Source organism: Lacticaseibacillus huelsenbergensis, from assembly GCF_029726355.1.
Lineage (GTDB): Bacteria > Bacillota > Bacilli > Lactobacillales > Lactobacillaceae > Lacticaseibacillus > Lacticaseibacillus casei.
On record NZ_CP120687.1, the window covers coordinates 651,553 to 675,857 of the forward strand.

The window sequence follows — 24,305 nt, forward strand, 5'->3', positions numbered from 1 at the left end:
CCTCTAAATATACATGCCAGCGTAACAGCAAAGTTTGAATTCAGACAAAATATCTGAATCTTTTTGCTGCCAAGTGCACCGGCACGTACACTGCTTTTGTCACGTTAGCCGATTCGAAAATCGAACCGGTTAACGTACGATTTTGTTTACTTCTTCTGATCATCCTTAACCAAATCACCACGGATAAAGCCAACATACTCACGTTTCATGAGCAAGCCGTCTAACTGCCGAACTAATTCAATCGCAGTCATGACAACAATCAGCAGGCTGGTACCACCAAGCCCGATTGATTGTGGCAGACCCCAAATGTTAGCGGCCAGTTGCGGTAGTAAGGCAACCAAACCAAGGAATAATGCCCCGACTGTTGACAAGCGCATAAGCAGTCGCGAGATATAATTCTCAGTTTCCTTACCCGGCCAAACACCGGGAATGTAGCTGCCTTGTTTGGTTAGGTTTTCTGCGACCTTTTCGGGATTGACCTGAACGAACGCATAGAAGAATGTGAACAGGATAATCAAAATCGTATAGATCGCAGTTCCGGCAGGCTTTTGCATATTGAAGATGTTGGTCATGACCTGATACCAACCATCACTACCATGACTCTTCTGAAAAGCCATTAAAATTGTCTGCGGCGTTACAATGAAAGAACTCGCAAAAATAACCGGAATAACACCAGCAACGTTCACCTTAAGTGGCAGGTAACTATTGCTACCTGCACTGGTAACGCGGCGGGTATACTGAATTGGAATCTTGTAGTTTGCTTGTTGTACCCAAGTAACGAAAGTGATCACGATAATCACAATCACTGCCAAGGCGGCCAAGAACGCAATTCCTTTCCAGATCTCGGCGCCGGAGTATACCTGAACATTGTCCCGATATAACTCCTGAAGACCTGAAGGCAGGCGTGCAACGATCCCTGAGAAGATCAGCAGCGAAACACCATTACCAAGCCCCTTATCGGTGATTTGTTCACCCATCCAGGTCAGCAACATAGTACCGCCGGTGAGGATGATCCCGATCGTAATGTAGGTACTAACAGACGGATTCTTGACCAAGCCCATCGAACTTAACGTTTGAAAGCCGGCTGTAATCCCAATTGCCTGAAAGAACCCAAAAATGATGGTTAGATAACGGGTGACCTGATTCAGCTTGCGCCGACCGACTTCCCCTTGCTTGCTCCACTCAACAAATTTCGGAACGATATCCATTTGCAGCAGCTGAACCACAATTTGCGCCGTAATATACGGCGAAACCCCCATCGAAAAGATGGAGTATTGCGCAAGTCCGCCACCGCTGACGGTATCCAGCAGTGAGATCAAGCCTGTCGAGCCAATTGACTGCAGCGCCTTGGCGTTAACGCCTGGCACCGCGATCAGTGTACCTAATCGATAGACCAATAAAACCGCTAAAGTGAAGAGGATCTTGTTACGGATGTCTTTAACCTTGAGCGCGTTTTTTAGGGTCCTCAGCATTAGATCACCTCAATCGAACCGCCAGCTGCTTCAACAGCAGCTTTTGCTGCGGTTGAAGCTTTTGCAACCTTAATGGTCAATTTTTTCTCAAGTTTGCCGTCTGCCAGCAACTTGACACCGTTCTTTTCGTTCTTAACAATACCAGCGTCGATCAAGGCTGCTGGCGTTACTTCGGCACCATCGTCGAAACGGTTAAGATCGGAAAGGTTAACGATTGCGTATTCTTTGCGGTTAATGTTGTTGAAACCGCGTTTAGGCATCCGCCGGAACAATGGCATCTGGCCACCTTCGAAGCCAAGACGCGTCTTGCCGCCCTGACGTGCCAATTGACCCTTTGTCCCTTTACCGGCTGTCTTACCTTGACCGCTAGAAGTACCGCGGCCCAGACGTTTGCGGGCATGACGGGAGCCGACGCTCGGCTTTAATTCGTGCAATTGCATACTCTTGGGCACCTCCTTGTCGAAATAATGTATTAATCCTTGATTTCTTCAACAGAAACCAAGTGTGAAATTTGGAAAATCGCACCGCGAGTGGCTGCGTTGTCTGGCTTAATCACCGAGCTATTTACCCGGTTTAAACCTAATTCCTTCACAATCTTACGTTGCTTAGGAAGACGGTGGGCAGCACTACGGGTCAAAGTAATCTTCAATTGAGCCATGTGTTTACCTCCTAGTCTTCAAGCGATGACGCAGAAACGCCGCGCAATTCAGCAACTTGTTCCCGAGTCCGCAATTGTGAAAGGCCGTCCATTGTTGCGCGAATCATGTTGATTGGCGTGTTCCGGCCAAGGGACTTACTGGTGATATCGGCAATGCCGGCAAGTTCCATGACGGAACGGATAGCGCCACCAGCAGCAACCCCGGAACCTTCTTCAGCAGGCTTCAACAGCACTTCACCAGCGCCGAAGTGACCGATAACTTCGTGAGGAATGGTTGTTCCCACGATCGGTACTTCGATGAGGCTCTTCTTAGCTGCGTCAACAGCTTTACGGATTGCTTCAGGTACTTCTTGGGCTTTACCGGTTGCAAAGCCGACGTGACCGTTCTTGTCACCGACAATTGCAATTGCAGCAAAACGCAGGCGCCGACCACCTTTAACAACCTTTGTAACACGGTTGATGGCAACAACCTGGTCTTCTAAGTCCAATTGGTTTGGATCGATAAATGATGCCATGTGTTGGTTATCCTCCTTTTTACTAGAATTCGAGGCCATTTTCACGTGCTGCTTCAGCTAACGCAGCAACGCGACCATGGTACAGATAACCACCACGGTCAAAGACCACAACTTTATGACCATCAGCAACAGCGCGCTTGGCAATCAATGCGCCAACCTGTGCAGCAGCGTCGGTCTTGTTTTCAGGATCTTTAATGTCCTTATCAAGAGTGGAGGCACTTGCTAGCGTCACACCCGCTACGTCATCAATTAATTGCGCGTAGATGTTTTTATTGGAACGGAAAACGTTCAAGCGTGGGCGCTCGCTCGTACCAGAAATCTTGCCTCGTACGCGGGCGTGACGCCGTTGCCGAGTCTTGTTCTTATCTGGCTTTGAAATCACAATGTTCACCTCTTGTTAAATTTGTTGAAGGTTACGACTACTTACCAGTCTTACCTTCCTTACGACGGACATGTTCGTCAACGTAACGAATCCCTTTACCCTTATAAGGTTCAGGTGCACGGACGGAACGAACAACGGCTGCGAATTGGCCAACAACCTGTTTTGAGATCCCACTGATGATGATCTGGGTGGTGCTTGGAACTTCAACAGTAATCCCTTTTGGTGCGGTCATTTCAACTGGGTGTGAGTAACCGACGTTCAAAACAAGCTTCTCGCCTTGCTTTTGGGCACGATAACCAACACCGACCAGTTTCATTTCTTTCTTGTAGCCTTCGGTAACACCGACGACCATATTGTTTAAGTTGGCACGCATGGTACCGTGGATAGCCTTATACGAATCATCAGGACGGGTGAAACTGATTTCGTCGCCTTCTTGATGCATTTCGATTTCCGGGACAAAATGACGCGTCAATTCGCCTTTAGGACCCTTAACCGTGATGTTGTCGCCATCTTTGGTGACAGTAACACCGGCTGGGACTTTAATGACTTTATAACCAATACGACTCACTTATCGGCACCTCCTTTTTGATGTAATGAATTACCAAACGTAAGCGAGTACTTCGCCGCCGACGTTCTTGGCGCGAGCTTCCTTATCGGTGATAACACCTTCGGAAGTTGAGATAATTGCAATCCCTAAGCCATTCAAAACCTTAGGAACCGCATCACTCTTAACGTATGAGCGCAGACCCGGTTTGGAAATCCGCTTCAAGCCAGAGATAACCCGTTCATTGTTCTTACCATACTTCAAGAAAATGCGGATCATGCCTTGCTTGTCATCATCAATAACTTCGTAGTCACGGATGAACCCTTCACGTTTAAGAATCTCAGAAATGTCTTTCTTCATCTTTGATGCAGGTACGACCAAGGACTCGTGACGCACCATATTAGCGTTACGGATCCGGGTCAAGTAATCTGCGATTGGATCGGTCAAGACCATTGATTTAACCTCCTTTGTCTAGTGATTACCAGCTAGCTTTGCGCATGCCTGGAATTTGGCCGGCATGTGCTAACTCACGAAGGCAAATCCGGCAGAGTTTGAATTTACGATATACGGAATGCGGACGGCCACACCGTTGGCACCGCGTATATTCTTGGACTGCAAATTTTGCAGGCCGATTGTTTTTAGCGATCATTGACTTCTTAGCCAAGTAGCGGACCTCCCTTATTTGGCGAATGGCATCCCGACTTGCGTAAGCAATTCGAGTGCTTCTTCATCAGTATTTGCCGTTGTGACAATAACAACATCCAATCCACGAACCCGATTAACCTTATCGTAATCGATTTCTGGGAAAATCAGTTGTTCCTTAACACCCAACGTATAATTCCCGCGGCCGTCGAAGGACTTAGGGGAAATACCATGGAAGTCACGCACACGCGGCAGGGAGACATTGATCAGCTTATCTAAGAAATCATACATGCGTTCGCCGCGCAGGGTCACCTTTGCGCCGATTGGCATGCCTTCACGCAGACGGAAGCCCGCGATACTCTTCTTGGCCTTGGTGATCAGCGGATGCTGGCCAGAGATCAGTGTCAATTCATCAACAGCTTCATCCAGCAACTTAGCATTCTGGGTTGCATCACCAACACCCATGTTCAACACGATCTTTTCGATCTTAGGTGCCTGCATGGTGCTCTTATAGTTGAACTTGCTTACCAATGCAGGGGCGATTTCTTTGCTATAACGTTCTTCAAGACGATTCTCCATGAAAAAGTTTGTCCTCCTTCCCTATTATTTATCGATTGCGGTGCCAGACTTCTTAGCAATCCGCACTTTGTTGCCATCTTTAACTTCAGAACCGACCCGGGTCGGCTTGTTGGTTTCAGGATCCAGAAGCATCACGTTGGAAACGTGAATAGGTGCTTCTTTATCGATGATACCGCCTTGCGGATTGGCGTTGTTCGGCTTTTGGTGCTTTTTGATCATGTTGATGCCTTCAACGACAACTTTATCAGCGTCTTTCAGGACCTTTGTGATCTGGCCTTCTTTGCCGGCATCTTTGCCGCGCATAACCCGCACTTTGTCACCAGTTTTAAACTTCATGTATCGCACCTCCTATTTGGTCAGAATGATTAAAGCACTTCGGGCGCTAAGGAGACGATCTTCATGAAATCGCCGTCACGCAATTCACGTGCCACAGGTCCAAAGATACGAGTCCCACGTGGGCTCTTGTCAGCGTTGATGATGACAGCTGCGTTCTCATCGAACTTGATGTAGGAACCGTCGGCACGGTGAGCACCGGACTTGGTACGAACAATGACAGCCTTAACAACATCAGCCTTCTTGACAACGCCACCTGGTGTTGCTTGTTTTACAGTTGCGACAACGATATCACCGATGTTGCCGGTCTTGCGGTATGAGCCGCCAAGTACCTTGATAACAAGGATTTCGCGCGCGCCTGAGTTATCTGCTACTTTAAGACGACTTTCTTGCTGAATCACGGATTTGGTCCTCCTTTCATTCTAAAAATGATTAGATGATAACTGCCTTTTCGACAATGTTCAATAAACGGAAACGCTTATTGCGTGATAAAGGACGAGTCTCCGCGATTTGCACAATATCGCCAACTTTAGCGCTATTGTCTTCGTCATGCGCATAAAACTTCTTGGAATACTTAACACGCTTGCCATAAACAGGGTGTGTTTTGTATGTGCTGACTTCCACGGTGATGGTCTTGTCCATTTTATCCGAGACCACGCGGCCTTGATAAACTTTACGAGAATTACGTTCTGCCAAGGTAAATGTCTCCTTTCCGATTATTTATTGAGTTCCTGTTGTCGAAGGACCGTTTTGATCCGTGCAATGTTTTTGCGAACCTGCTTCAAGCGAGCGGTGTTTTCCAATTGGCCAGTCGCCTGTTGGAAGCGCAAGTTGAACAGCTCTTCTTTATATTGCTTCTCTTTGTCGAGCATCTCAGCAGTGGTTAATGCAGTAATTTCTTTAGCCTTCATTTGATTGCCCACCTACTTCCTCGCGTGAAACGATCTTGGTGCGGATTGGGAGTTTGTTGGATGCTAAGCGCAAAGCTTCCTTTGCGACTGCTTCGGATACGCCGCCGACTTCAAACATGATCTTCTCACGTTTAACGACTGCAACCCATCCAGTAGGTGCACCTTTACCATTACCCATCCGGACGCCGACACCTTTACTGGTGTAGGACTTGTGAGGGAAAATGCGGATCCATACTTTCCCACCACGCTTCATATAACGGGTCATCGCAACACGCGCTGCTTCGATCTGGCGGTTGGTGATCCAATGGGATTCCAATGCTTCCAAACCATATTCGCCGAAGTCAACGTTCTTGCCGCCCTTGGCTGCACCGCGCATCTTCCCACGGAATTCACGACGATGCTTGACACGCTTAGGTACTAACATTGATTATTTCCCTCCTTTCGCACTATTTTGCTGTGGCTTTTCAGGTAAAATTTCACCACGATTGATCCAGGTTTTGATCCCGATCCGGCCATAAGTGGTAGCTGCTTCTTCCCATGCATAGTCGATATCGGCACGCAAGGTGTGCAGCGGTACTAAGCCTTCGTTGTAATGTTCGCGACGAGCAATATCGGCACCATTCAAACGACCGGAAGCCTGGGTTTTGATCCCCTTGGCACCTGCCCGCATGGTCCGTTGCATTGCTTGACGCATTGCACGACGGAATGCAATCCGCTGTTCAAGCTGACGAGCGATGTTCTCGCCGACAAGCTTGGCATCCAGATCAGGTTTCTTGATTTCAATAATATTGATGTGAACTTGACGACCGGTCAGCTTGTTAAGCTGCTTGCGCAAGTTTTCAACTTCAGAACCGCCTTTGCCGATAACCATACCCGGCTTAGCAGTATGAATGGAAATGTTGACGCGCTTTGCGGCACGTTCGATTTCGATACGTGATACGGAAGCTTCTGACAGCTTCTTATTGATGAAGTTTCGGATTTCAATGTCTTCATGCAAGTAGTCAGCAAAGTCTTTGTCTGCATACCACTTGGCATCCCAGTCACGGATGACACCGACACGGAAACCGGTTGGATTAATCTTTTGACCCACGCGTTATCCCTCCTTATGCTTCTTTTTCGGATACGACCACGGTGACGTGGCTTGTCCGTTTATTGATCGGTGATGCGCTCCCCTTGGCACGAGGACGGAACCGCTTGAGGGTCGGGCCTTCGTTGACATAAGCTTTGCTTACATAAAGGTTTTGTGCATCTAAGTCATAGTTATGTTCTGCATTTGCAATAGCAGATTTGAGCACTTTCTCGATGATCGGTGAACCAGATCGAGGGGTAAACTCAAGAATTGCCAGAGCTTCAGCAACATCGCGACCACGAATCAAGTCGATTACCAAGCGCGCTTTGCGAGCAGCAATCCGAACTGTCTTGGCCGTTGCCGTTGCAGACGTAATTTGATCAGCCATGAATGTTGTGCTCCTTTCTAGCGTGCTGTTGTCTTCTTGTCATCGGTGTTGTGACCGCGGAAGGTACGCGTAGGAACAAACTCGCCCAACTTGTGACCAACCATGTCTTCACTCACGAAAACCGGGACATGTTTGCGACCATCGTAAACGGCGATGGTGTAACCAATGAAACTTGGAAAAATTGTGGAACGACGGGACCATGTACGAATAACGGTCTTCTTGTCGTTATCTGCCTGCGCTTCAATCTTCTTCAGGAGATGAGCGTCGGCAAAAGGTCCTTTTTTAAGACTGCGACCCATTGTGTGACCTCCTTTAATCGATGTAACACATTAATGTGTTTACTTCGTCTTGCGGTGACGAACGATGAACTTCTCGGACTTAGCCTTGTGATCCCGGGTCTTTTTACCCAAGGTCTTCTTGCCCCATGGTGATAATGGTGACGGACGGCCGATTGGCGCTTTCCCTTCACCACCACCATGCGGGTGATCGTTAGGGTTCATAACAGAACCACGAACCGTCGGACGGAAGCCTAACCAGCGCTTACGGCCAGCTTTACCAATGCTGATCAATTCGTGTTGTTCATTACCGACAGCACCGATTGTGGCACGGTTTTCACCCAGAACCAAGCGAACTTCGCCGGAAGCCAGCTTGATGGTGACGTACTTGTCGTTGTCTTTACCCAGTAACTGAGCTGAAACACCGGCTGAACGTGCTAACTGAGCACCTTTACCTGGCTTTAATTCGATGTTATGAATCGTGGTACCTGCTGGGATATTCTTCAACTGCAGCGTATTGCCAACTTTGATATCGACATTTTCGCCAGAGTAAACTTTATCGCCAACCTTGAGACCTTTTGGTGCCAAGATGTAGGACTTAACCCCGTCTTCATAATGCAGTAAAGCAATGTTTGCGGTCCGGTTTGGATCGTATTCAATGGCTTTAACCGTTGCGGCCATGCCATCTTTATTCCGCTTGAAGTCAATCACACGGTAGAATTGCTTGTGGCCGCCGCCACGATGACGAACCGTGATGTGGCCGTGGGCATTGCGTCCTGCCGTATGGCTTTGGCTGACCAGCAAAGTCTTTTCAGGCTTTGTCTTGGTGATTTCAGCAAAGTCGGAACCGGACATGTTGCGCCGGCCGTTGCTTGTTGGTTTGTATTTTCTAATCGCCACGTGTTTTACCTCCTATAACGAATTTTTGTTACTTGTTATCGTTATCTTCATCAGCGAAGATCTTGATTTCTTTGGAATCGGCGCTCAAGGCAACTAAGGCCTTGCGACGACGACGCGTCATGCCTTCGTAACGGCCCTGACGCTTCTTCTTACCGCGAACGTTGGCAATGTTGACATTAACCACTTTCACGCCGAAGATTTCTTCAACAGCCTTGCGAACCTGCTGCTTCGTCGCATGCAGTGCAACTTCGAATGTGTATTTACGGTTATCCATTTCAGCCATCGATTGCTCGGTGACGATCGGACGTAAAATGATATCGCGTGCTTCCATTATGCAAGCACCTCCTCAATCTTTTGGAGCGCAGATTGGGTTAAGATCAATTTCTTGTAATCAACAGCGTCCAAGACATTGATACCCTCTGCAGGAACAACTTTCACATTCGGCAGGTTGCGTGCGGCTTTGGCAGCAACTTCATTGCCGTCTTCGAGCACAACCAATGCCTTTTCATTAACCTTGAGGCCATCTAAAACATTTTGGAATGCCTTAGTCTTTGGTGCTTCAAAGTTCAAGCCATCAACAACGACAAGGTCGCTATCAAGAAGCTTTTGTGAAAGTACGGATTTGATCGCCAAACGACGAACCTTCTTAGGCAGCTTGTAAGCATAGCTGCGTGGTGTCGGTCCAAAAACGATCCCACCGCCACGCCATTGCGGGCTGCGGATTGAACCTTGGCGGGCACGACCGGTACCCTTTTGGCGCCAAGGCTTGCGACCGCCACCGGAAACAGCGGAACGGTTCTTAACGGCGTGAGTACCTTGACGAAGGGAAGCTCGTTGCATCACGACTGCGTCAAACACGACGTTTTCATTTGGTTCGACTGCCCAGATGGCATCGTTGAGTTCAACTGTGCCGTTTTCTGAGCCATCTTGCTTATATAAAGTAACGTTAGCCATTAGTTATTGTCCTCCCTTCGTATTATTTAGCTGCTTTAACAGCAGAACGGATTGTAACAAAGGACTTGTTTGCCCCTGGAACGTTGCCCTTGATCAACAGAACATTGTGATCTGTGTCAGCAGCAACGACTTGCAGGTTTTGCATGGTGCGGGTACGATTACCCATCCGGCCAGGCAATTTCTTACCCTTGAAGACCTTGTTGATGATGGCCCCAAGAGAACCTGGACGACGATGGTAACGAGAACCGTGAGCCATAGGACCGCGGGACTGACCATCTTTCTTGATGTTACCTTGATAACCGTGACCTTTGGAAGTACCGGTGACATCCACAATGTCGCCTGCTGCGAATTCGTCAGCTTTAACTTCGCTGCCGACTTCATAATCACTAAGCGCTACATCGCGGATTTCGCGAACGAAGCGCTTAGGGGTCGTGTCAGCCTTTTTGGCGTGACCGACGCTTGGCTTATTCGTCAAGACTTCACGCATATCGCCGTAGCCCAGTTGAACTGCTTCATAACCGTCAGATTCAACGGTCTTGACTTGCATTACAACGTTGGGCGTTACGTCGATGACGGTAACGGGAACAAGTTCGCCGTTTTCGGTGAAGACCTGCGTCATGCCAACTTTTTTGCCTAAGATTCCTTTACGTGCCATGGGTACACCTCCTATTTTCTATAGATTATAATTTGATTTCGATATCGACGCCGCTTGGCAAGTCGAGCTTCATCAAAGCATCGACTGTCTTCGGTGTTGGGTTCACAATATCGATCAGACGTTTATGTGTCCGCATTTCGAATTGTTCACGTGAATCCTTGTACTTATGCGGGGAACGCAGCACCGTATAGATTGTGCGTTCTGTTGGCAGCGGGATCGGGCCTGAAATTGTTGCGCCAGTGCGCTTTGCAGTGTCCACGATCTTGTCTGCGGATTGATCGAGAATCCGGTGTTCATAAGCCTTGAGCCGGATCCGAATCTTTTGTTTTGCCATTGTGTGACCTCCTTCGTCTATTATCAGTTAGTAGACTAGCTCCGTGAAAATTACCAACTCGCCACCGTGGCAAAGCGGCCGGGCGTGTCGCAACCTCTCACATCCACGCTACTCTGGTTCACCTTTGGAACCAAGTGCACAGTTATCCCCTTCGAGAAACAGCACTCTTGATAGTATACAAAAACATTCGTGCCATTACAAGCATTTCTTGAGGTTTGCAGAAAAAACATGCGCGCTGCAATCCGTTTCTTCCATAATACACGTCAATCATTTCATCGGTAAGCTCTTTTGGCTCCGCCAGCGCGTAACACATTGATCTAAGCAAACTTGTTTTCTCAAGAAGCCGTCTGTGCTACATTCAACTAAAGTACGTTCATTTTCGCAACGGATTGGAGACCACTTATGAAATTTGACCACTATAAAAAAATTGTCAACGCAGCCTTAGACGTTCTGCTCGGCTTGCTTGCCATTGTTGTCGTTGTCTTCATGCTCCGTTACATCATCGATATCGGCAGCATGATCCTCCGGCCACTCTCAGCCGACCTATTTGGCAAGGTCATTCAGGAAGTCACCAGCTTCTTCATGCTGTTTGAGTTCGTGATCATGCTCATTCGTTACATTGAAGAAGGCCACCACATCCCTATTCGTTACCTTATTCTGATTTCGATGACGGCCATCCTGCGCCAGCTGCTGGTTCTTCATGATCGCGGCACGGAAACTTTACTGCTGACGCTTGCCATTCTCGTGTTAGCGGGAGTTCTAACCGTCTTCTCGTACGTCAGCGGCGATTTCAAGCACTCGCGCGATGAAAAAGATGTGGATATTGACCAGCATTTTTAGAGATTATTGCCTAGGAGAAAGTTGTTGTGAACAGCAAATACATTATCAAAAACCACACGAATACGTTTCTCATTCGTGGTCATGAATATGAAGTCACCGCACCGGCTAAGTTTAATCGGTCAACAGGTGAGCTTATTGATGATAAGACGTTGGACGATGTGGCGCTGGAAATCGCAAATGAAAAGTACCGTCAAGCGATGGGCATCGTTTCACCTGCAGACATAAAGCGTTATCGTACGCGGGTCAACTTGTCTCAGCAAGAGCTTGCAAGTTTAATGGGACGACATCCAGCGACTATCGAATTATATGAAGCGGGTGCATTTCCGGCAGAGGCAGACAATCGGCTATTAAGGGCACTCATCAATGATGATGCTACCATTGTTCGTAAATAATCCTAATAAATTCAAAGCTGATCTGAGAGAAAAATCTCAGACAATTCGGGAGACAATTTGGCTCAATGCACCACTCCAAAAAGCACGATGGACACATCAACTACTTGCAGCTGATGGTCTCTCGTGTTTTCTTTTATTGTTCACTTTTTTGGCAGTACAACACCGCCATGATCCCCCCTGACATTAGCGAAGCTCAGAACCACAATGATGTTCGTACTCCAAGCCCATTAGACTAAAAGCAGCCAAACCATCGGCGCAAGATGCTGTAAAACTTGATGCGTTAGAAGATACCAAGCTTGCGGAACTTAGTGCACTCAAAGCAATTGAACTGACAAATGCCCGCCGTGTCGGTTTTAATCAATTAATTCCGCTTAACCTTTTAATGGATTGACAAAGGTTTGATCGAAGTCACCATCGCCAGACATCTTAATCACATTATCTTCACTTACATAAACGCTTTGCCGAACAGTAATGCTGCCAGAAAAACCATACTCCCAACATTTTCAAAGATGCGCAGCTATCCGAACCGAGTGTCTTAGTGGACATTATTTGGTTTCAGAATTTCAAAGGCCTATTAAAGACGTTGGCATGATTAATGCCTTTGTGGAACTTTTTAAAAGGGGCAGACTTCGCAGGACACAATACGCCTACAAAAAAAATACACTAAAGTGGTGTTTTAGAATAAAGAAAAAGGAAGTGTCACAATGTTATCTTTACCAGCACTCAGTTTCTTCTTCATTGCTGTCTTTTTGATATCACTTGGATTTCTGCTTATCTATCGTCATGGTTCACAAACAGCAAGGATTGGAGCAGCCGAACGACACTGCCCGAATTGTGGAAAGAAAGTTACATCCTCTGCTAAGTTCTGTCCATATTGTGGTACTTCTTTAGGACGAGAAAGCAAATCTACTTCTAAACCCAAACAGTATCGCTATATTTACTTACCACTCTTGGTTGCCGCGGTTAGTACTTTCCTGATGTTCGCAGGTAGTTCAGCTTTTTCACGCACAGCTTCAATTAATAAGAGCGTCACAGAAACAGCCACAAACCAACAAGATTCAACAGATTTGGTTTTTAGTCATCTGAGTCGCAAAGATCAACTTCGTGAAATAATCTTTTATGGTTTCTCACACAGCAAAACTTTCAAGCAAAATGGGATTAGCATGACTACCTTCCCGCCTATGGGAAAGGGACTTGTAGTACACGGCTATACAAAAAACTCCTATAGCGTCTATCCTTACGGCTATGCCTCAGGAGGTGTCCCATTGATTGAAATTACCCAGTTGCAAAAAGACACAGGTGGGACAAAAACTCTTGTGTACTTCGGCATGAAAACGAATACCTTTTACGCGGATTCTAATTCACCAGTCGATACCCAAAACATCGATAATTTTTGCAATGCACAAGGCGGAATAAAAACATTACGCTCTATCAAGTTCAGAGAGTATAATCCCAACCCTGTCTTTGAAAATTAACATTGCAATATATCTATGAATTGATAACTAGAAACCGGACTTACTTTAGATTACCCAAAGGATCTTCTACCTCATTGACTCCGTGAATCATTTCAAAGTCACTATATCTCAAAGAGGAGAACAATAGCTGCTTGTGTGCATTATGCCTATTCAAGCGGCACAATATTCGGTGGAAGCTGCTGATATCATATGTGTGCAGCAATTTTCACTAAACAGTGTAGATTGGAGCGACTTCTATGGCGGAGCAAAATTATTGCCCGCATTGCGGATACAAACTTATTGGCAAGCCCAAGTTCTGTCCACAATGCGGTCACCCACTAACGGCGGAGACCAAAGAGCAGGTAACGATGTCGAAATCTCATATGTTTGAACTGCGACTTGACCTAGGAAATCTGATACCGAGTCGCACGCACTTTATCACCGTTTTAACCTTTTTGAAAAACAACGCGTTAACATTGTTTATCCTTTTTTGTGTTACCACCTTCTTACCAGTGAATTCCGTACGCTGTTGGTTGTTAGTTGCATACCTAATCTTCATCTATTTTTACCCGCTCTCCACTGGTAAAAAAAGAATTTTGTGGGATGAACGCCTCGACACGTGGTTGCAAGATAAGGATAGCTTACATCGTTTTAACGAAAAAGTTGGCAAAGGTTTCTCGCAGCTTCAACATGTATTACCCAAAGAGGAAAGTCATACAACAAACACAAGCGAAGTTGCCAAATCATCAGGCACTACAAAAGACGCGATCTCACTTCAGCAAAAACAAACCAATACCACGACCAACAAGTCGCAACATCATGGTTTCACGTGGACGGGCGAACTCATTTGTGGGATTGTCTCCACGGTCACCGGGCTTGTGATGTATCTCGTAGGAAAGGATGCTACTAGCTCAATTAGTAGTCAAGCTATATCTGTGCTCCAAAGTGGAGAATTGGATTCTGGTGGCTATTTTTATATTTGGGGTATCTTCCTGTTTGGAGTGGGCATAGCTATGTTGATCGGCGGTACCATCAAAGGAATCACTGGTCATATTCGCGGTGGTACTCTCAAAATTATCGCAATCCTAATTTGCTTTGTGGCCACAATTGCCGCTACTTACGTCTATTCTAACCCCCTCACATCAGCAGTTAACGCAGCTGCGTATGCTTACAATTCTAATACCAATATAGATACCATTCAGAATCTGGCAAACATCGTCAAAGCATTGCCATATATAGCAGGCGCAATTTACGGTTTAGGCGTTTTGCAGAATGCAACGACACCAAAAAAGTAGCAGAACATACATGAAGTGGCACTTAATACCCATATAACTAGCATGCACTAAGAAACCTTTGGAAAGTAACTACAAAATAAACAGACTCTCATCGCTCGCCGCGAAAGAATCAAAGCGTTTTCTTTGCAGAAGCACGTGCCGTTGCGATTAGATCAATTGCTAGGGTAAAATTCAATTTCTAAGTATACCGACCCAAGATAATAGAAGCCATTTTTGAAGAATCGTTAGTAAACTAGCATCTTGATTTTAAACAATTTAAGAGTTGGAGAAAAAATGTATACACAAAAAACTAAGTCTTGTTATCGTTGCGGCGCTATTGTGAGCGAGGATGCAAAATTCTGTACAAGCTGCGGCGCGGATTTGCAATCACAAGTAATCAGATCGACACCTTCTTTTGACCATAAGACTGAGACAAATTCTTCATTCACGAAGTTGTCTAGTTTTAACAAGGGAAAGGCAATTCTTTTAAAAAAATCCGTTCGGAGGAAGCTCTGGTATGCTGGTCTCACAGCGTTACTGGTAATCCTAGTTGTCGGTTATATTTATTCTGCAAAAGCAGATGCTTTAATCGCTAATAGCCTTACATCAACTACGCAGCAATGGATCTCCGAAGCAAACGCATATAAACCAGAATTAACGACTGCTTTCGGTGGGTTTCTCGCGACACTTTTCATTATATTTGGTATATTGAACCGTCGTGGATTCCCTGCTATCTTGGCTAGCATTATCTTCGGCATTGTTGGAGCAACTACCAGTGCCGGTGTTACTTACGTTTTCACAGCAGGTAAAGTAATCAATGCTTTCGAAACTCTCGCAACGGATCGGCTTAGCGGGTCTACTCAGCTATTCACTCTTAGTTATTCTCATTATTTACCCAGCTTCATGGAAACGAATACTGCATATGATGGTGGTGTTTACACATTCAAGCCTGACGGTACTTTAAAGGTTTATACGAGGACGCCTTATCCAGTTAACGCGAAAATTACACCTCAAGATGCCGCTATGTTGTACAAAGAAAGCCAAGATTCAACAGCAGAGGTTGAGTATGGTACTTGGCATGTCACAAATGGAACGCTTCATCTTAAGTATGGAAAATTCAAAATCGCAGCAGATATCACCATTCCGTCGTATAGCGACATAGGAAACTTAGCAGATCTGTCAATGAAGAGACGGACAGTACGAATAGATAATCACAGATTTGAAAGTATTCAGTTATCTGTCGCAGGTGAGGAAGCACTTTGGTCAAACAAACCGGATGGAAAGTTAAATATTAGCTTTGACGGGAAAACATATACGTTGAAGCCAGACCGAAAACACCAATACTCAATGTCCTTTAACCTTTATTCACCAAAATCTTTTTCAAAGTAAAATGGTTTTCGGACTTTTAAAGGAATCTTCGTTATTATTTTCAATACATCTAAAGACTCTTTATAAATCAATAAAACACAATTTTGGAGATGTATGTAGATGTCATCATTTGTATCGAGCATTTTACTTTTATTTATGTTAGTCTTTATATCTGCTTTTTTCATTTCTTGTCTGATCCTTATGCTAATGAGAAAACGAAAAGGAAGGCATCCGTTGAAACTCTTTTGTCCAAATTGTGCTGAAGCTGTAATCAAATCTGACATATATTGTCCAAATTGCGGCTTTAAGATTGATGGGGCATTTGCTATAGAAAAAAAGGACGATATTGTTACTCGTTCGATATTAATTGCACTTATTATCAGTCTCTTGCTAATCACACCGGTAGTTGGCAGATTATATTTTTAGCGTAGTATCCTTGCAAGAAAAATCTTGTCCAATATTACCAGTGACCAATACCGTGATGGCCCGGGCTTAGGCCATCGCGACCAAGGTCCTTACACGCAGACTTCTGCGCCGGGGAACGCGTTAATGAGAGCGTGAACCGGCGCGGTTAGAAGCCGGAGTGTAAGCGCTGTTACCCCTGACTGACCATAAATGATCCTATTAAATTTAAGACTGATCACGGAGAAAAGATTTTGACAATTTCGTTCAATACTGTATTTCAAAAAGCACGGCAGACACATCAACTACTTTCGGTTGACGGTCTGTCGTGCTTTCTTTTGTTGTTCACTTTGTGGCGGTACAACGCCGCCATGATTCTTTTCCGGTTACTGAGAACCTTATCCCCACGACAAACTTCTCAGCAGCTTGTCTTGCATTATGTTGAACGCAAAGTCATCTCTAGAATGATGCAATCCCCAAAACCACATCATCGCGTACGACTCGCATCCAAACATCCGTTGTGTTTACCCGACTCATTAAACTAGCCAACCTAGATGACGCATCAATGTTAGTGACCATCCCCACGATCGTCACTAACAAGATTACCAATTACCGTAGTATGGTCTGTCGCTATTTTGCGTGGCGATACTTACGAACACCTGCAAAACCCAGAACCGCGATGATCAACGCGCCAGCTTCGGCCAAAACGATACCGTTTTGACTCTCACCTGTTGCTGGGTAAGCATGTTTACCATACTTTTGAGTCATGCGACTAAGCGGTTGCGTGCTGGCAGGCTCCGTCTTGACTAATGGTGTTACGGCTGCAGGTTTAGCAGGACTGGTAGCAGGTTTAGGGGCATTCGAACCTGCCGGTGTAGTAGCAGCTGGACCCGTGGCGCTAGAGGCAGCTGAGCTACTGGCACTGGACGCAGCAGAACTCGATGCACTTGAGGTAGCGGAACTGCCTGCGCTGGAGGCAGCAGAACTTGTAGCACTTGAGGCGGCTGAACTGGCTGCGCTCGAGGTTGCGGAGCTGGCAGCGCTGGAGGCGCTGGAGTTATTGGCACTGGAAGCTGCAGAGCTTGATGCACTTGAACCGGCTGAGCTTGCGGCGCTGGAGGCGCTGGAATTGCCAGCACTTGAGGCTGAGGATCCACTATTGTTCGTAGATGTTCCTGGCTCTGCTCCAGGATTCAGCTGTTCGACTTTTGAATTCAAAGAATCAATAAACTTTTGAACATTAGAATCTTGCTCCGAGTTATAGGCTTTGATCTTCGGCACGATTTGTTCTAATAATGCATTATCATTGGTGACCTTATCACGGAGAGTTGTTTCAGAGGATGTAAGAGTGCTTTCTAAGTTCTGATAATCCTTTGCTTGTTTACTCTTTAGAGCTGCTAAAGCTGACTGAATATTCGCAATTTTTTGATCAATTTCTTTATCCTTGCTTGTGTCTACTTGACTTGGAACTGTCGCAATATTTTCACCAGCAACCTTGTCTGTAACAGCATCAAAGCATAGTACCCACGAACCATTGGCGATTTTCTGATATGACCAACCGCCAGTCTGGAAATTGTAATCTTCGCTAAGAAGTGTTTGACGATGTCCTTGCTCTGATGCTTGGTCGTAATTAAAGAGATTATTAACCGCACCTGCTACCGATTGCAAAACATCAAGCATTGTAAGATCACGATCTTGATGAAGTTTATTCCAGTTGGGATTAAACGATTGAGCTAGATTCTCGCCATAACCACCGAATTTTCTGAATAACTGGTCAATAATGTTAATATCATGATGCATCACTTCGTCATTCAACATGGAATCGCCACGCTGTTGAACTAAGCCAAGAAAATCAGACGTTGTAATTAGCGGGCTAAGTCCTAACGCCTTCCTGTAATTGTTCGTAAGCATCATAGCGTACTGATTAACTTCGTATTGTTGTGCCTTACTTAGCTTGTCATCCTTAACAGTATCCTTCATAGCCCAAGCTGGCACCACGCCGTAGCCTTCTTGATAAGCTGCGAATAAGTTTGCCTTATTGTCATAAGCTTGATTGTCTTCGCTATTGACCTCACTATCAGACAAAACCGGTAAATTTTGGACTAAATAGTTACCGTTCCACTTCGCATTATTCAAATCATCGTTGTTGACGATATTGCTCCAAGACCCCGTTTTCGCAACATAATTAAAAGTGCCGCCATCCCCAACTGGAATCGTTTCAGAAGTTTTTTGAGAATTCAAATCAGCAACTTCTTTTACAGCAGCCGTGCTGGCCGCCGCATAACTGCTTGCTTGCGCGGCTTTCAAGCTTGCCAAGCTGGTTTGTGCTTCTGACTGTGCCTTATTAAGCGCCGCGACATCCGTGTCTTTTTGTACCTGTGCTGGCTTCTGTAATTGATCTGCGTACGCACTTTTCGCAGCCTCAGCCTGACTCTTCGCAGCTGCTTCTTGCTTCGCCGCATCCGCCTTAGCCTGATCATACTTAGCCTTAGCAGCTTTCCACTGTTCATCCGTCATGCTAGCTGAAGACGGTGCCGGCGCATTCGTTTGCACCGCATCATTCGCAGTCTTGGCCGCCGCACTAGCTGGTTGGGCAGCCTGAACCGAAACTGTGGATGTAGCCTTTTGCTGTGCCGGTGCTGCAGCTTGTGATGTGGCGACCGTCGCTGCTTGAGCCTGTGCTGCCTGACTTACCGCAGCTGAAGAAGGCGTTGTGGCATCAGTTTTATTGACCAACGTTGCTGACTGCACCGTTAACTGCGGTTGGGTCTCCGCAGCGTGAACGGATTGCGTCTGGGTTACGCCGAAACCACCGATGGCTAAGGCAAATGCTGAAGCAACCACCCACTGGCTGCCGCGTTTGTACATTTTTTTCTTATCATTTACCACATGTTGTGCAAATCGATTGTATAACATGATGTCCCCTCCAATTTAGGTATGTACTCGTGGTTCTATTAACATTAAAATTATATAAAGGCATTAGGTGTGTTATACCTAGTGAAGCTTAGAGGGACATTTTTTAAGCAAATCCTGTGTCAGCAGCTGATTGCCTTCGCCAGTGCTCATTGCTGTAGTGTCTTCTTTTTACGCCATGCAATTTAATTTCGTCCAAATCAGCCACGTCATTGATAACAACAAGGCCCCGCAAGACAACAAAAAGCCGTTTATGTCACCAGACACCTCAATTTAGGTGTTGGTGACATAAACGGCTTTTTAACTTAATACAATTAGCCGGCGATTAAATCTTCCCCACCAGCGCTGCACCCGGCTTCAATGTCTTTTCGCCTGGTTGCCAGTTTGCTGGGCATACTTGGTCGCCATGGGCTGCAACAAATTGGGCTGCTTGCAAGGTTCGGAGAATTTCATTCGCATTGCGACCGATGCCAAAGTTGTTGACAGAATAGGTTTGGATGACGCCGTCTGGATCAACGATGAAGGTGCCACGGAAGGCCTGGCCGCTTGCGGCATCGCGGACGTCTAACGCACTGGCTAAGGTGCCGGCTGGATCGGCAACCATCGGATACGCAACCTTCTTAATGGTCGGACTTGCTTCTGCCCATGCCATGTGGACAAACTCGGTGTCTTCGGAAACTGAATAGACTTCAGCACCGACTGATTTGAACTGATCGTAATGATCTTGCAAATCGCCTAATTCGGTTGGGCAAACAAAGGAAAAGTCAGCCGGATAGAAACAGATCACCGCCCACTTACCGCGCATGTCTTGATCGGTCACCGTATGAAAATCCCCATTTTGATAGGCGGTCAAACTGAACGCCGGTAATTTTTGTCCAATAAAGCTCATAATATTGCCTCCAATGTTAGAATGATTATCATCTACATATTAAGGATAGCCGTTTGTGAGGCTTTTGACAAGGGCATTTTTGGGCGATGACCGTCCAAATGGCATAAAAATACCGCAACCAGTTTGGATGCTTTCACTGGTTGCGGCTGGCTACATGTTATCTGATAGGTGGTAATGTGACAGGTCGGAAATGCCATAACGCTCTTTGAGTGACGTGGCAAAAACCCAGACCACATAGTCGCGCAGATATTTTGGCGCCAGTATTTTGACCAGTGCGCCTTGGCCTAACAGCCACATGCGAATGCCGAAGCCGTCGTTGACTGCAATTTCAATGTGGTAAACCCGTCGTGCGTAAGGATTGCCGTTGTCCGGATCTACGCGAATCGGCTTGGGGTCGACTTTGGCTTGCGGGAAGCGATCGGTCACATAAGCCGGGTCATAAGCATATTCGATTTCCAGGTTGATGGGCTTGCCCAGATAAGGATACCAGGTGTGCACTTGCAGCCGCCCACCTTGGAACCGGTCATCGTGATTGTGGGTCGGATGATGGCCATAGAATTTCAGGTTGCTGATGGCATCCAAGCGAAACTTGGCGAACTTACCGTGATCGGGATTTTCAAATTGCTCATCGCTACCATCAACGATCAGATAGAAGAACAGATCACCGAAGAAGAGCCCTGTCGGCAGTTTATGGTCAAAATGATGCTGCTCGCCATGATAAGTAAAGTCGAAACTGATCAGTTCATGATTGACAACCGCCTGGCTGAGTCGCTCCAACCGGTCACTCAACGACATCTTCGGGACACCGCGATATTCAAAGATCGGATTTCGCATCACCGCGTCGCTGCCCTTGTGATCGGCACCGGTTGGCATGAGCTGTCGCAACAACGATTTCATCTCATCTGTTGCCAAGCCGCGGCTAGCCGTTAAAATCAAGCCGATCGCCATTAACTGGCCGTCCGTTAACTTGGTCCCTTGAGCACGCAAGCCCGACTGCAGACGATAGTGGCCAGCTGGCATTTTGGCAAAGGCATCGGGTTCATCCAGCTCCCGGTCAAACAGCCGTCTGATCGCGGCGATATCCCGGCGAATGGCTGATTCGTCTTTTCCAAATTCCGCCATCAAATCTTGCTTGGTCAACACATCCCCGCGCAACAAGCGTAACAAAATCGTGACAATCCGTTCCTGACTCGACACCCAACCTGCCTCCAATACAAAGGTTATTATATAACGTCGAGTATACTATACTGCCGAACAGAGCGGGAGGTGATTTTTGCAGTTGACCATAAAACTCTTGTCAACGCAGGTTTCATTGAGCGTCTCCACATAAAAAGCCACCCTCAAAAAAGGGTGACTTTTCTGACAGTGGAAGCATTCAAGGATTATTCCTTGGTTGCGACACCGCCGCCATTTTTCTTGATAATCTCTGCTTGGATGCTCTTTGGTACTGGTTCGTAGTGGTCAAAGGTCATGGTAAAGGTACCACGGCCCTGGGTTGCACTACGCAAGGTAGTTGCATAACCGAACATTTCGGCAAGTGGCACCATGGCGTTAACCAATTGAGCATTCCCACGAGCTTCCATACCTTCAACACGACCGCGACGTGCCGTAATTTGGCCCATCACATCGCCAAGGTATTCTTCAGGTGCGACAACTTCAACGTGCATGATTGGTTCAAGAATAACCGCACCGGCACTCTTTGAAGCATTCTTCAGCGCCATGGAAGCAGCCACTTTAAAGGCAGCTTCGGAAGAATCGACTTCGTGGTATGAACCATCGTAAAGCTTGGCTTTAACGTCGATTAATGGATAACCGGCAAGAACACCATTGGCCATGGCTTCTTTCAGACCTTGCTCAACGGCTGGGATATATTCACGCGGAACAACCCCACCAACGATCGCATTTTCGAATTCAAAGCCTTTGCCTTCGTCGTTTGGTGTGAATTGGATCCAAACATCACCATACTGACCTTTACCACCAGACTGACGAACGAACTTACCTTGAGCAGATGCTTCCTTCGTGAAGGTTTCACGATAAGCAACTTGTGGTTCGCCGACTTTGGCAGCCACTTTGAATTCACGCTTCAAACGATCAACCATGATATCCAAGTGCAGTTCGCCCATGCCGGCAATCAAAGTTTCACCGGTTTCAGGGTTGGTTTCAGCCTTGAAGGTCGGATCTTCTTCGGAAAGCTTTTGCAAGCCGACATCCAGCTTGTCTTGGTCTTCCTTGGAATCAGGTTCGATGGAAACCTGGATAACCGGATCCGGAACATCCAAGGATTCAAGAATCAACGGATGATCGACATCAGTTAAGGAATCCCCGGTTGTGGTATTCTTCAAGCCGATCGCCGCAGCAATATCACCGGAGAATACTTCAGGGATTTCTTCACGGTGATTACTGTGCATCTGCAACAGACGGCCGACACGTTCACGGTTGTCCTTAGTTGCATTCAAGACATACGAACCGGCTTCCAATGTACCACTGTATACCCGGATGTAGGTTAGACGGCCAACGAACGGATCAGTCGCAACTTTAAAGGCCAAAGCAGCAAACGGCTTGTCGTCGCCCGCCGTCAACTCAACAGCATCCCCGGATTCAGGATCGGTCGCGTGATACGGCCGAACATCCAGCGGTGATGGCAAGTAGTCGATAACGGCATCCAGTAACATCTGAACACCTTTGTTCTTGAAAGCAGAACCGGCAAGAACCGGGTAGAATTCCAAGTTGATGGTAGCCTTACGAATCGCTGCCTTTAATTCAGCATTGGAAATTTCTTCGCCTTCAAGGTACTTATCCATGATGCCATCATCAACATCAGCAACGGCTTCAATCAGTTCATTGTGAGCCTTTTGGGCTGCTTCCTTGTAGTCATCAGGAATGTCAACCGTATCCCACTTGGTACCGAGTTCGTCTTCGTCATACAAATCGGCCTTCATGTCGATCAGGTCAATGACCCCTTCGAACTTATCTTCAGCACCGATTGGTAATTGAACAGCGTGGGCGTTGGCTTGCAGACGATCATGCAAAGTCTGCAGGGAATAGTTAAAGTCCGCACCGATCTTATCCATCTTGTTAACGAAAACCAACCGCGGAACGCCGTAAGTTGTCGCTTGACGCCAAACGTTTTCAGTCTGCGGCTCAACACCGGATTGGGCATCCAAAACGGTGATCGCACCATCTAACACACGCAGCGAACGTTCAACTTCAATGGTGAAGTCAACGTGCCCTGGGGTATCAATGATGTTGACCCGGTGATCCTTCCAGAAAGCCGTAGTAGCAGCACTGGTGATGGTGATCCCACGTTCCTGTTCCTGTGGCATCCAGTCCATCTGTGAAGCTCCTTCATGAGTTTCACCGATTTTATGAATTTTACCGGTATAATACAAAATCCGTTCAGTCGTGGTCGTTTTACCGGCATCGATGTGAGCCATGATCCCGATATTACGGGTACGGTCTAACGGAAATTCACGTTTGTTGGCCATGTGGCGTATTGCTCCTCTCTTGTTTCAACTGGCTTTATACAAAGAATGGCTACTATATACCAAGCCGCGGATATAATAGCCAAATCATCTTACCAACGATAATGTGCAAATGCCCGGTTGGCGTCTGCCATCTTGTGGGTATCTTCACGCTTCTTCACTGCGGCGCCGGTGTTGTTAGCGGCGTCCATGATTTCCTTAGCCAACCGTTCGTCCATCGTATGTTCACCGCGTTGACGGGAATACTGAACGATCCAGCGAAGACCAAGTGTGGTCCGACGATCCGGACGAACTTCGATCGGCACCTGGTAGTTAGAACCACCGATACGGCGAGCCTTAACTTCCAAGACCGGCATAACGTTCTTCATTGCTTCTTCAAAAACGTCTAACGGTTCGTTCCCGGTTTGTTTCTTAATCATATCAAATGCATCATATAAAATTGTTGATGCCTTACCGCGCTTGCCGTCAATCATCAAGTGGTTGATCAAGCGAGTCACCAGTTTTGAATTGTAAACTGGATCAGGTAATACATCGCGTTTTGCAACACTGCCTTTACGTGGCATGTATTTTGGCCTCCTCTTTAAACGCGCTCTCGGAAAACCCAAACTTCCCGATCACGCTCTCCTTATAACCGCACAAAGCGGCACTAGAAAATTTTTATCATGATCATCTGCGGTTTA

32 protein-coding genes are annotated in these 24,305 nt (G+C 46.6%); 5 read left to right on the top strand and 27 right to left on the bottom strand.

What is annotated here, in order from left to right; translation table 11 throughout:
* Positions 1-146 precede the first annotated feature (146 nt).
* Genes secY through rpsJ form a run of 22 tightly spaced genes read right to left on the bottom strand, consistent with a single transcriptional unit; the run spans position 147 to position 10,611 of the window.
* Entirely contained in the window at positions 147-1,472 is a 1,326-nt protein-coding gene (gene secY / locus LHUE1_RS02890) for a preprotein translocase subunit SecY (RefSeq protein ID WP_049170285.1), read from the bottom strand.
* Complete coding sequence (rplO, locus tag LHUE1_RS02895; protein WP_005692118.1) at positions 1,472-1,912, bottom strand: 50S ribosomal protein L15; 441 nt, start codon at positions 1,910-1,912, stop codon at positions 1,472-1,474. The genes secY and rplO overlap by 1 nt, the downstream gene beginning before the upstream one ends.
* 32 nt (positions 1,913-1,944) lie before the next feature.
* Positions 1,945-2,130, bottom strand: a complete 186-nt coding sequence (gene rpmD, locus LHUE1_RS02900) for a 50S ribosomal protein L30 (protein WP_005686735.1) — start codon at positions 2,128-2,130, stop codon at positions 1,945-1,947.
* Between the two features lie 11 nt (positions 2,131-2,141).
* Positions 2,142-2,645 carry a 30S ribosomal protein S5 gene (gene rpsE, locus LHUE1_RS02905; protein ID WP_010492603.1) on the bottom strand — a complete coding sequence of 168 codons (504 nt, stop codon included), beginning with the start codon at positions 2,643-2,645 and terminating at the stop codon, positions 2,142-2,144.
* A 22-nt stretch (positions 2,646-2,667) separates the two neighbouring features.
* Entirely contained in the window at positions 2,668-3,027 is a 360-nt protein-coding gene (rplR, locus tag LHUE1_RS02910; protein WP_005686733.1) for a 50S ribosomal protein L18, read from the bottom strand.
* Positions 3,028-3,064: 37 nt separating this feature from the next.
* Complete coding sequence (gene rplF / locus LHUE1_RS02915; protein WP_025012539.1) at positions 3,065-3,595, bottom strand: 50S ribosomal protein L6; 531 nt, start codon at positions 3,593-3,595, stop codon at positions 3,065-3,067.
* Positions 3,596-3,625: 30 nt separating this feature from the next.
* The gene (gene rpsH, locus LHUE1_RS02920) at positions 3,626-4,024 is read right to left on the bottom strand and encodes a 30S ribosomal protein S8 (RefSeq protein WP_010492608.1); all 399 of its coding nucleotides are present in this window, start codon (positions 4,022-4,024) and stop codon (positions 3,626-3,628) included.
* Between the two features lie 25 nt (positions 4,025-4,049).
* Positions 4,050-4,235 (bottom strand): type Z 30S ribosomal protein S14, encoded by a 186-nt coding sequence (locus LHUE1_RS02925; protein WP_003567540.1) that lies wholly within the window; start codon positions 4,233-4,235, stop codon positions 4,050-4,052.
* Between the two features lie 14 nt (positions 4,236-4,249).
* Positions 4,250-4,792: a 50S ribosomal protein L5 gene (rplE, locus tag LHUE1_RS02930; protein WP_003567542.1), complete on the bottom strand. Its 543-nt coding sequence runs from the start codon at positions 4,790-4,792 to the stop codon at positions 4,250-4,252.
* A gap of 24 nt (positions 4,793-4,816) precedes the next feature.
* On the bottom strand, positions 4,817-5,128 hold the full coding sequence (gene rplX, locus LHUE1_RS02935) for a 50S ribosomal protein L24 (RefSeq protein WP_010492612.1): 312 nt from the start codon (positions 5,126-5,128) through the stop codon (positions 4,817-4,819).
* 29 nt (positions 5,129-5,157) lie between these two features.
* Positions 5,158-5,526, bottom strand: a complete 369-nt coding sequence (gene rplN / locus LHUE1_RS02940) for a 50S ribosomal protein L14 (protein WP_010492614.1) — start codon at positions 5,524-5,526, stop codon at positions 5,158-5,160.
* Between the two features lie 31 nt (positions 5,527-5,557).
* Positions 5,558-5,821, bottom strand: coding sequence for a 30S ribosomal protein S17 (gene rpsQ, locus LHUE1_RS02945; RefSeq protein WP_005699404.1), 264 nt, complete (start codon positions 5,819-5,821; stop codon positions 5,558-5,560).
* 20 nt (positions 5,822-5,841) lie between these two features.
* A complete protein-coding gene (gene rpmC, locus LHUE1_RS02950; protein WP_005686721.1) occupies positions 5,842-6,036 on the bottom strand; it encodes a 50S ribosomal protein L29 in 195 nt (64 codons plus the stop codon).
* Positions 6,026-6,460 carry a 50S ribosomal protein L16 gene (gene rplP / locus LHUE1_RS02955; RefSeq protein ID WP_005686719.1) on the bottom strand — a complete coding sequence of 145 codons (435 nt, stop codon included), beginning with the start codon at positions 6,458-6,460 and terminating at the stop codon, positions 6,026-6,028. Before rplP ends, rpmC begins: the two co-directional genes overlap by 11 nt.
* A gap of 3 nt (positions 6,461-6,463) precedes the next feature.
* A complete protein-coding gene (gene rpsC / locus LHUE1_RS02960; RefSeq protein ID WP_010492622.1) occupies positions 6,464-7,126 on the bottom strand; it encodes a 30S ribosomal protein S3 in 663 nt (220 codons plus the stop codon).
* A gap of 13 nt (positions 7,127-7,139) precedes the next feature.
* Positions 7,140-7,493, bottom strand: a complete 354-nt coding sequence (gene rplV / locus LHUE1_RS02965) for a 50S ribosomal protein L22 (RefSeq protein ID WP_003567555.1) — start codon at positions 7,491-7,493, stop codon at positions 7,140-7,142.
* A gap of 17 nt (positions 7,494-7,510) precedes the next feature.
* Positions 7,511-7,792, bottom strand: coding sequence for a 30S ribosomal protein S19 (gene rpsS / locus LHUE1_RS02970; RefSeq protein WP_003567557.1), 282 nt, complete (start codon positions 7,790-7,792; stop codon positions 7,511-7,513).
* A gap of 39 nt (positions 7,793-7,831) precedes the next feature.
* On the bottom strand, positions 7,832-8,668 hold the full coding sequence (gene rplB, locus LHUE1_RS02975) for a 50S ribosomal protein L2 (protein ID WP_039639959.1): 837 nt from the start codon (positions 8,666-8,668) through the stop codon (positions 7,832-7,834).
* Positions 8,669-8,696: 28 nt separating this feature from the next.
* Positions 8,697-8,999, bottom strand: a complete 303-nt coding sequence (gene rplW / locus LHUE1_RS02980; RefSeq protein ID WP_010492629.1) for a 50S ribosomal protein L23 — start codon at positions 8,997-8,999, stop codon at positions 8,697-8,699.
* Complete coding sequence (rplD, locus tag LHUE1_RS02985; RefSeq protein ID WP_049170288.1) at positions 8,999-9,622, bottom strand: 50S ribosomal protein L4; 624 nt, start codon at positions 9,620-9,622, stop codon at positions 8,999-9,001. The genes rplW and rplD overlap by 1 nt, the downstream gene beginning before the upstream one ends.
* Positions 9,623-9,644: 22 nt before the next feature.
* On the bottom strand, positions 9,645-10,277 hold the full coding sequence (gene rplC / locus LHUE1_RS02990; protein WP_010492633.1) for a 50S ribosomal protein L3: 633 nt from the start codon (positions 10,275-10,277) through the stop codon (positions 9,645-9,647).
* A 25-nt stretch (positions 10,278-10,302) separates the two neighbouring features.
* Positions 10,303-10,611, bottom strand: coding sequence for a 30S ribosomal protein S10 (gene rpsJ / locus LHUE1_RS02995; protein WP_005686699.1), 309 nt, complete (start codon positions 10,609-10,611; stop codon positions 10,303-10,305).
* Positions 10,612-11,013: 402 nt separating this feature from the next.
* Here rpsJ and psiE point away from each other — a divergent pair, with 402 nt between their 5' ends.
* From psiE to LHUE1_RS03020, 5 genes are all read left to right on the top strand, one after another.
* Positions 11,014-11,451 (top strand): phosphate-starvation-inducible protein PsiE, encoded by a 438-nt coding sequence (psiE, locus tag LHUE1_RS03000; protein ID WP_047105400.1) that lies wholly within the window; start codon positions 11,014-11,016, stop codon positions 11,449-11,451.
* Between the two features lie 26 nt (positions 11,452-11,477).
* Positions 11,478-11,843, top strand: coding sequence for a transcriptional regulator (locus LHUE1_RS03005; protein ID WP_049170290.1), 366 nt, complete (start codon positions 11,478-11,480; stop codon positions 11,841-11,843).
* Between the two features lie 704 nt (positions 11,844-12,547).
* The gene (locus tag LHUE1_RS03010; RefSeq protein ID WP_049170293.1) at positions 12,548-13,318 is read left to right on the top strand and encodes a zinc ribbon domain-containing protein; all 771 of its coding nucleotides are present in this window, start codon (positions 12,548-12,550) and stop codon (positions 13,316-13,318) included.
* A 236-nt stretch (positions 13,319-13,554) separates the two neighbouring features.
* Entirely contained in the window at positions 13,555-14,592 is a 1,038-nt protein-coding gene (locus LHUE1_RS03015; RefSeq protein WP_049170295.1) for a zinc ribbon domain-containing protein, read from the top strand.
* A 273-nt stretch (positions 14,593-14,865) separates the two neighbouring features.
* Positions 14,866-15,960, top strand: a complete 1,095-nt coding sequence (locus LHUE1_RS03020) for a zinc ribbon domain-containing protein (RefSeq protein WP_049170298.1) — start codon at positions 14,866-14,868, stop codon at positions 15,958-15,960.
* Positions 15,961-16,971: 1,011 nt separating this feature from the next.
* Here the strand turns inward: LHUE1_RS03020 and LHUE1_RS03025 are convergent.
* From LHUE1_RS03025 to rpsG, 5 genes are all read right to left on the bottom strand, one after another.
* Positions 16,972-19,257 carry an SEC10/PgrA surface exclusion domain-containing protein gene (locus LHUE1_RS03025; RefSeq protein ID WP_277848230.1) on the bottom strand — a complete coding sequence of 762 codons (2,286 nt, stop codon included), beginning with the start codon at positions 19,255-19,257 and terminating at the stop codon, positions 16,972-16,974.
* A gap of 322 nt (positions 19,258-19,579) precedes the next feature.
* Entirely contained in the window at positions 19,580-20,143 is a 564-nt protein-coding gene (locus LHUE1_RS03030) for a redoxin domain-containing protein (RefSeq protein WP_010492650.1), read from the bottom strand.
* Positions 20,144-20,293: 150 nt separating this feature from the next.
* Entirely contained in the window at positions 20,294-21,340 is a 1,047-nt protein-coding gene (locus tag LHUE1_RS03035; RefSeq protein WP_049170306.1) for a helix-turn-helix transcriptional regulator, read from the bottom strand.
* Between the two features lie 185 nt (positions 21,341-21,525).
* On the bottom strand, positions 21,526-23,628 hold the full coding sequence (gene fusA, locus LHUE1_RS03040; protein WP_010492653.1) for an elongation factor G: 2,103 nt from the start codon (positions 23,626-23,628) through the stop codon (positions 21,526-21,528).
* A gap of 89 nt (positions 23,629-23,717) precedes the next feature.
* Positions 23,718-24,188: a 30S ribosomal protein S7 gene (gene rpsG / locus LHUE1_RS03045; RefSeq protein ID WP_003567577.1), complete on the bottom strand. Its 471-nt coding sequence runs from the start codon at positions 24,186-24,188 to the stop codon at positions 23,718-23,720.
* Between the last annotated feature and the right edge of the window lie 117 nt (positions 24,189-24,305).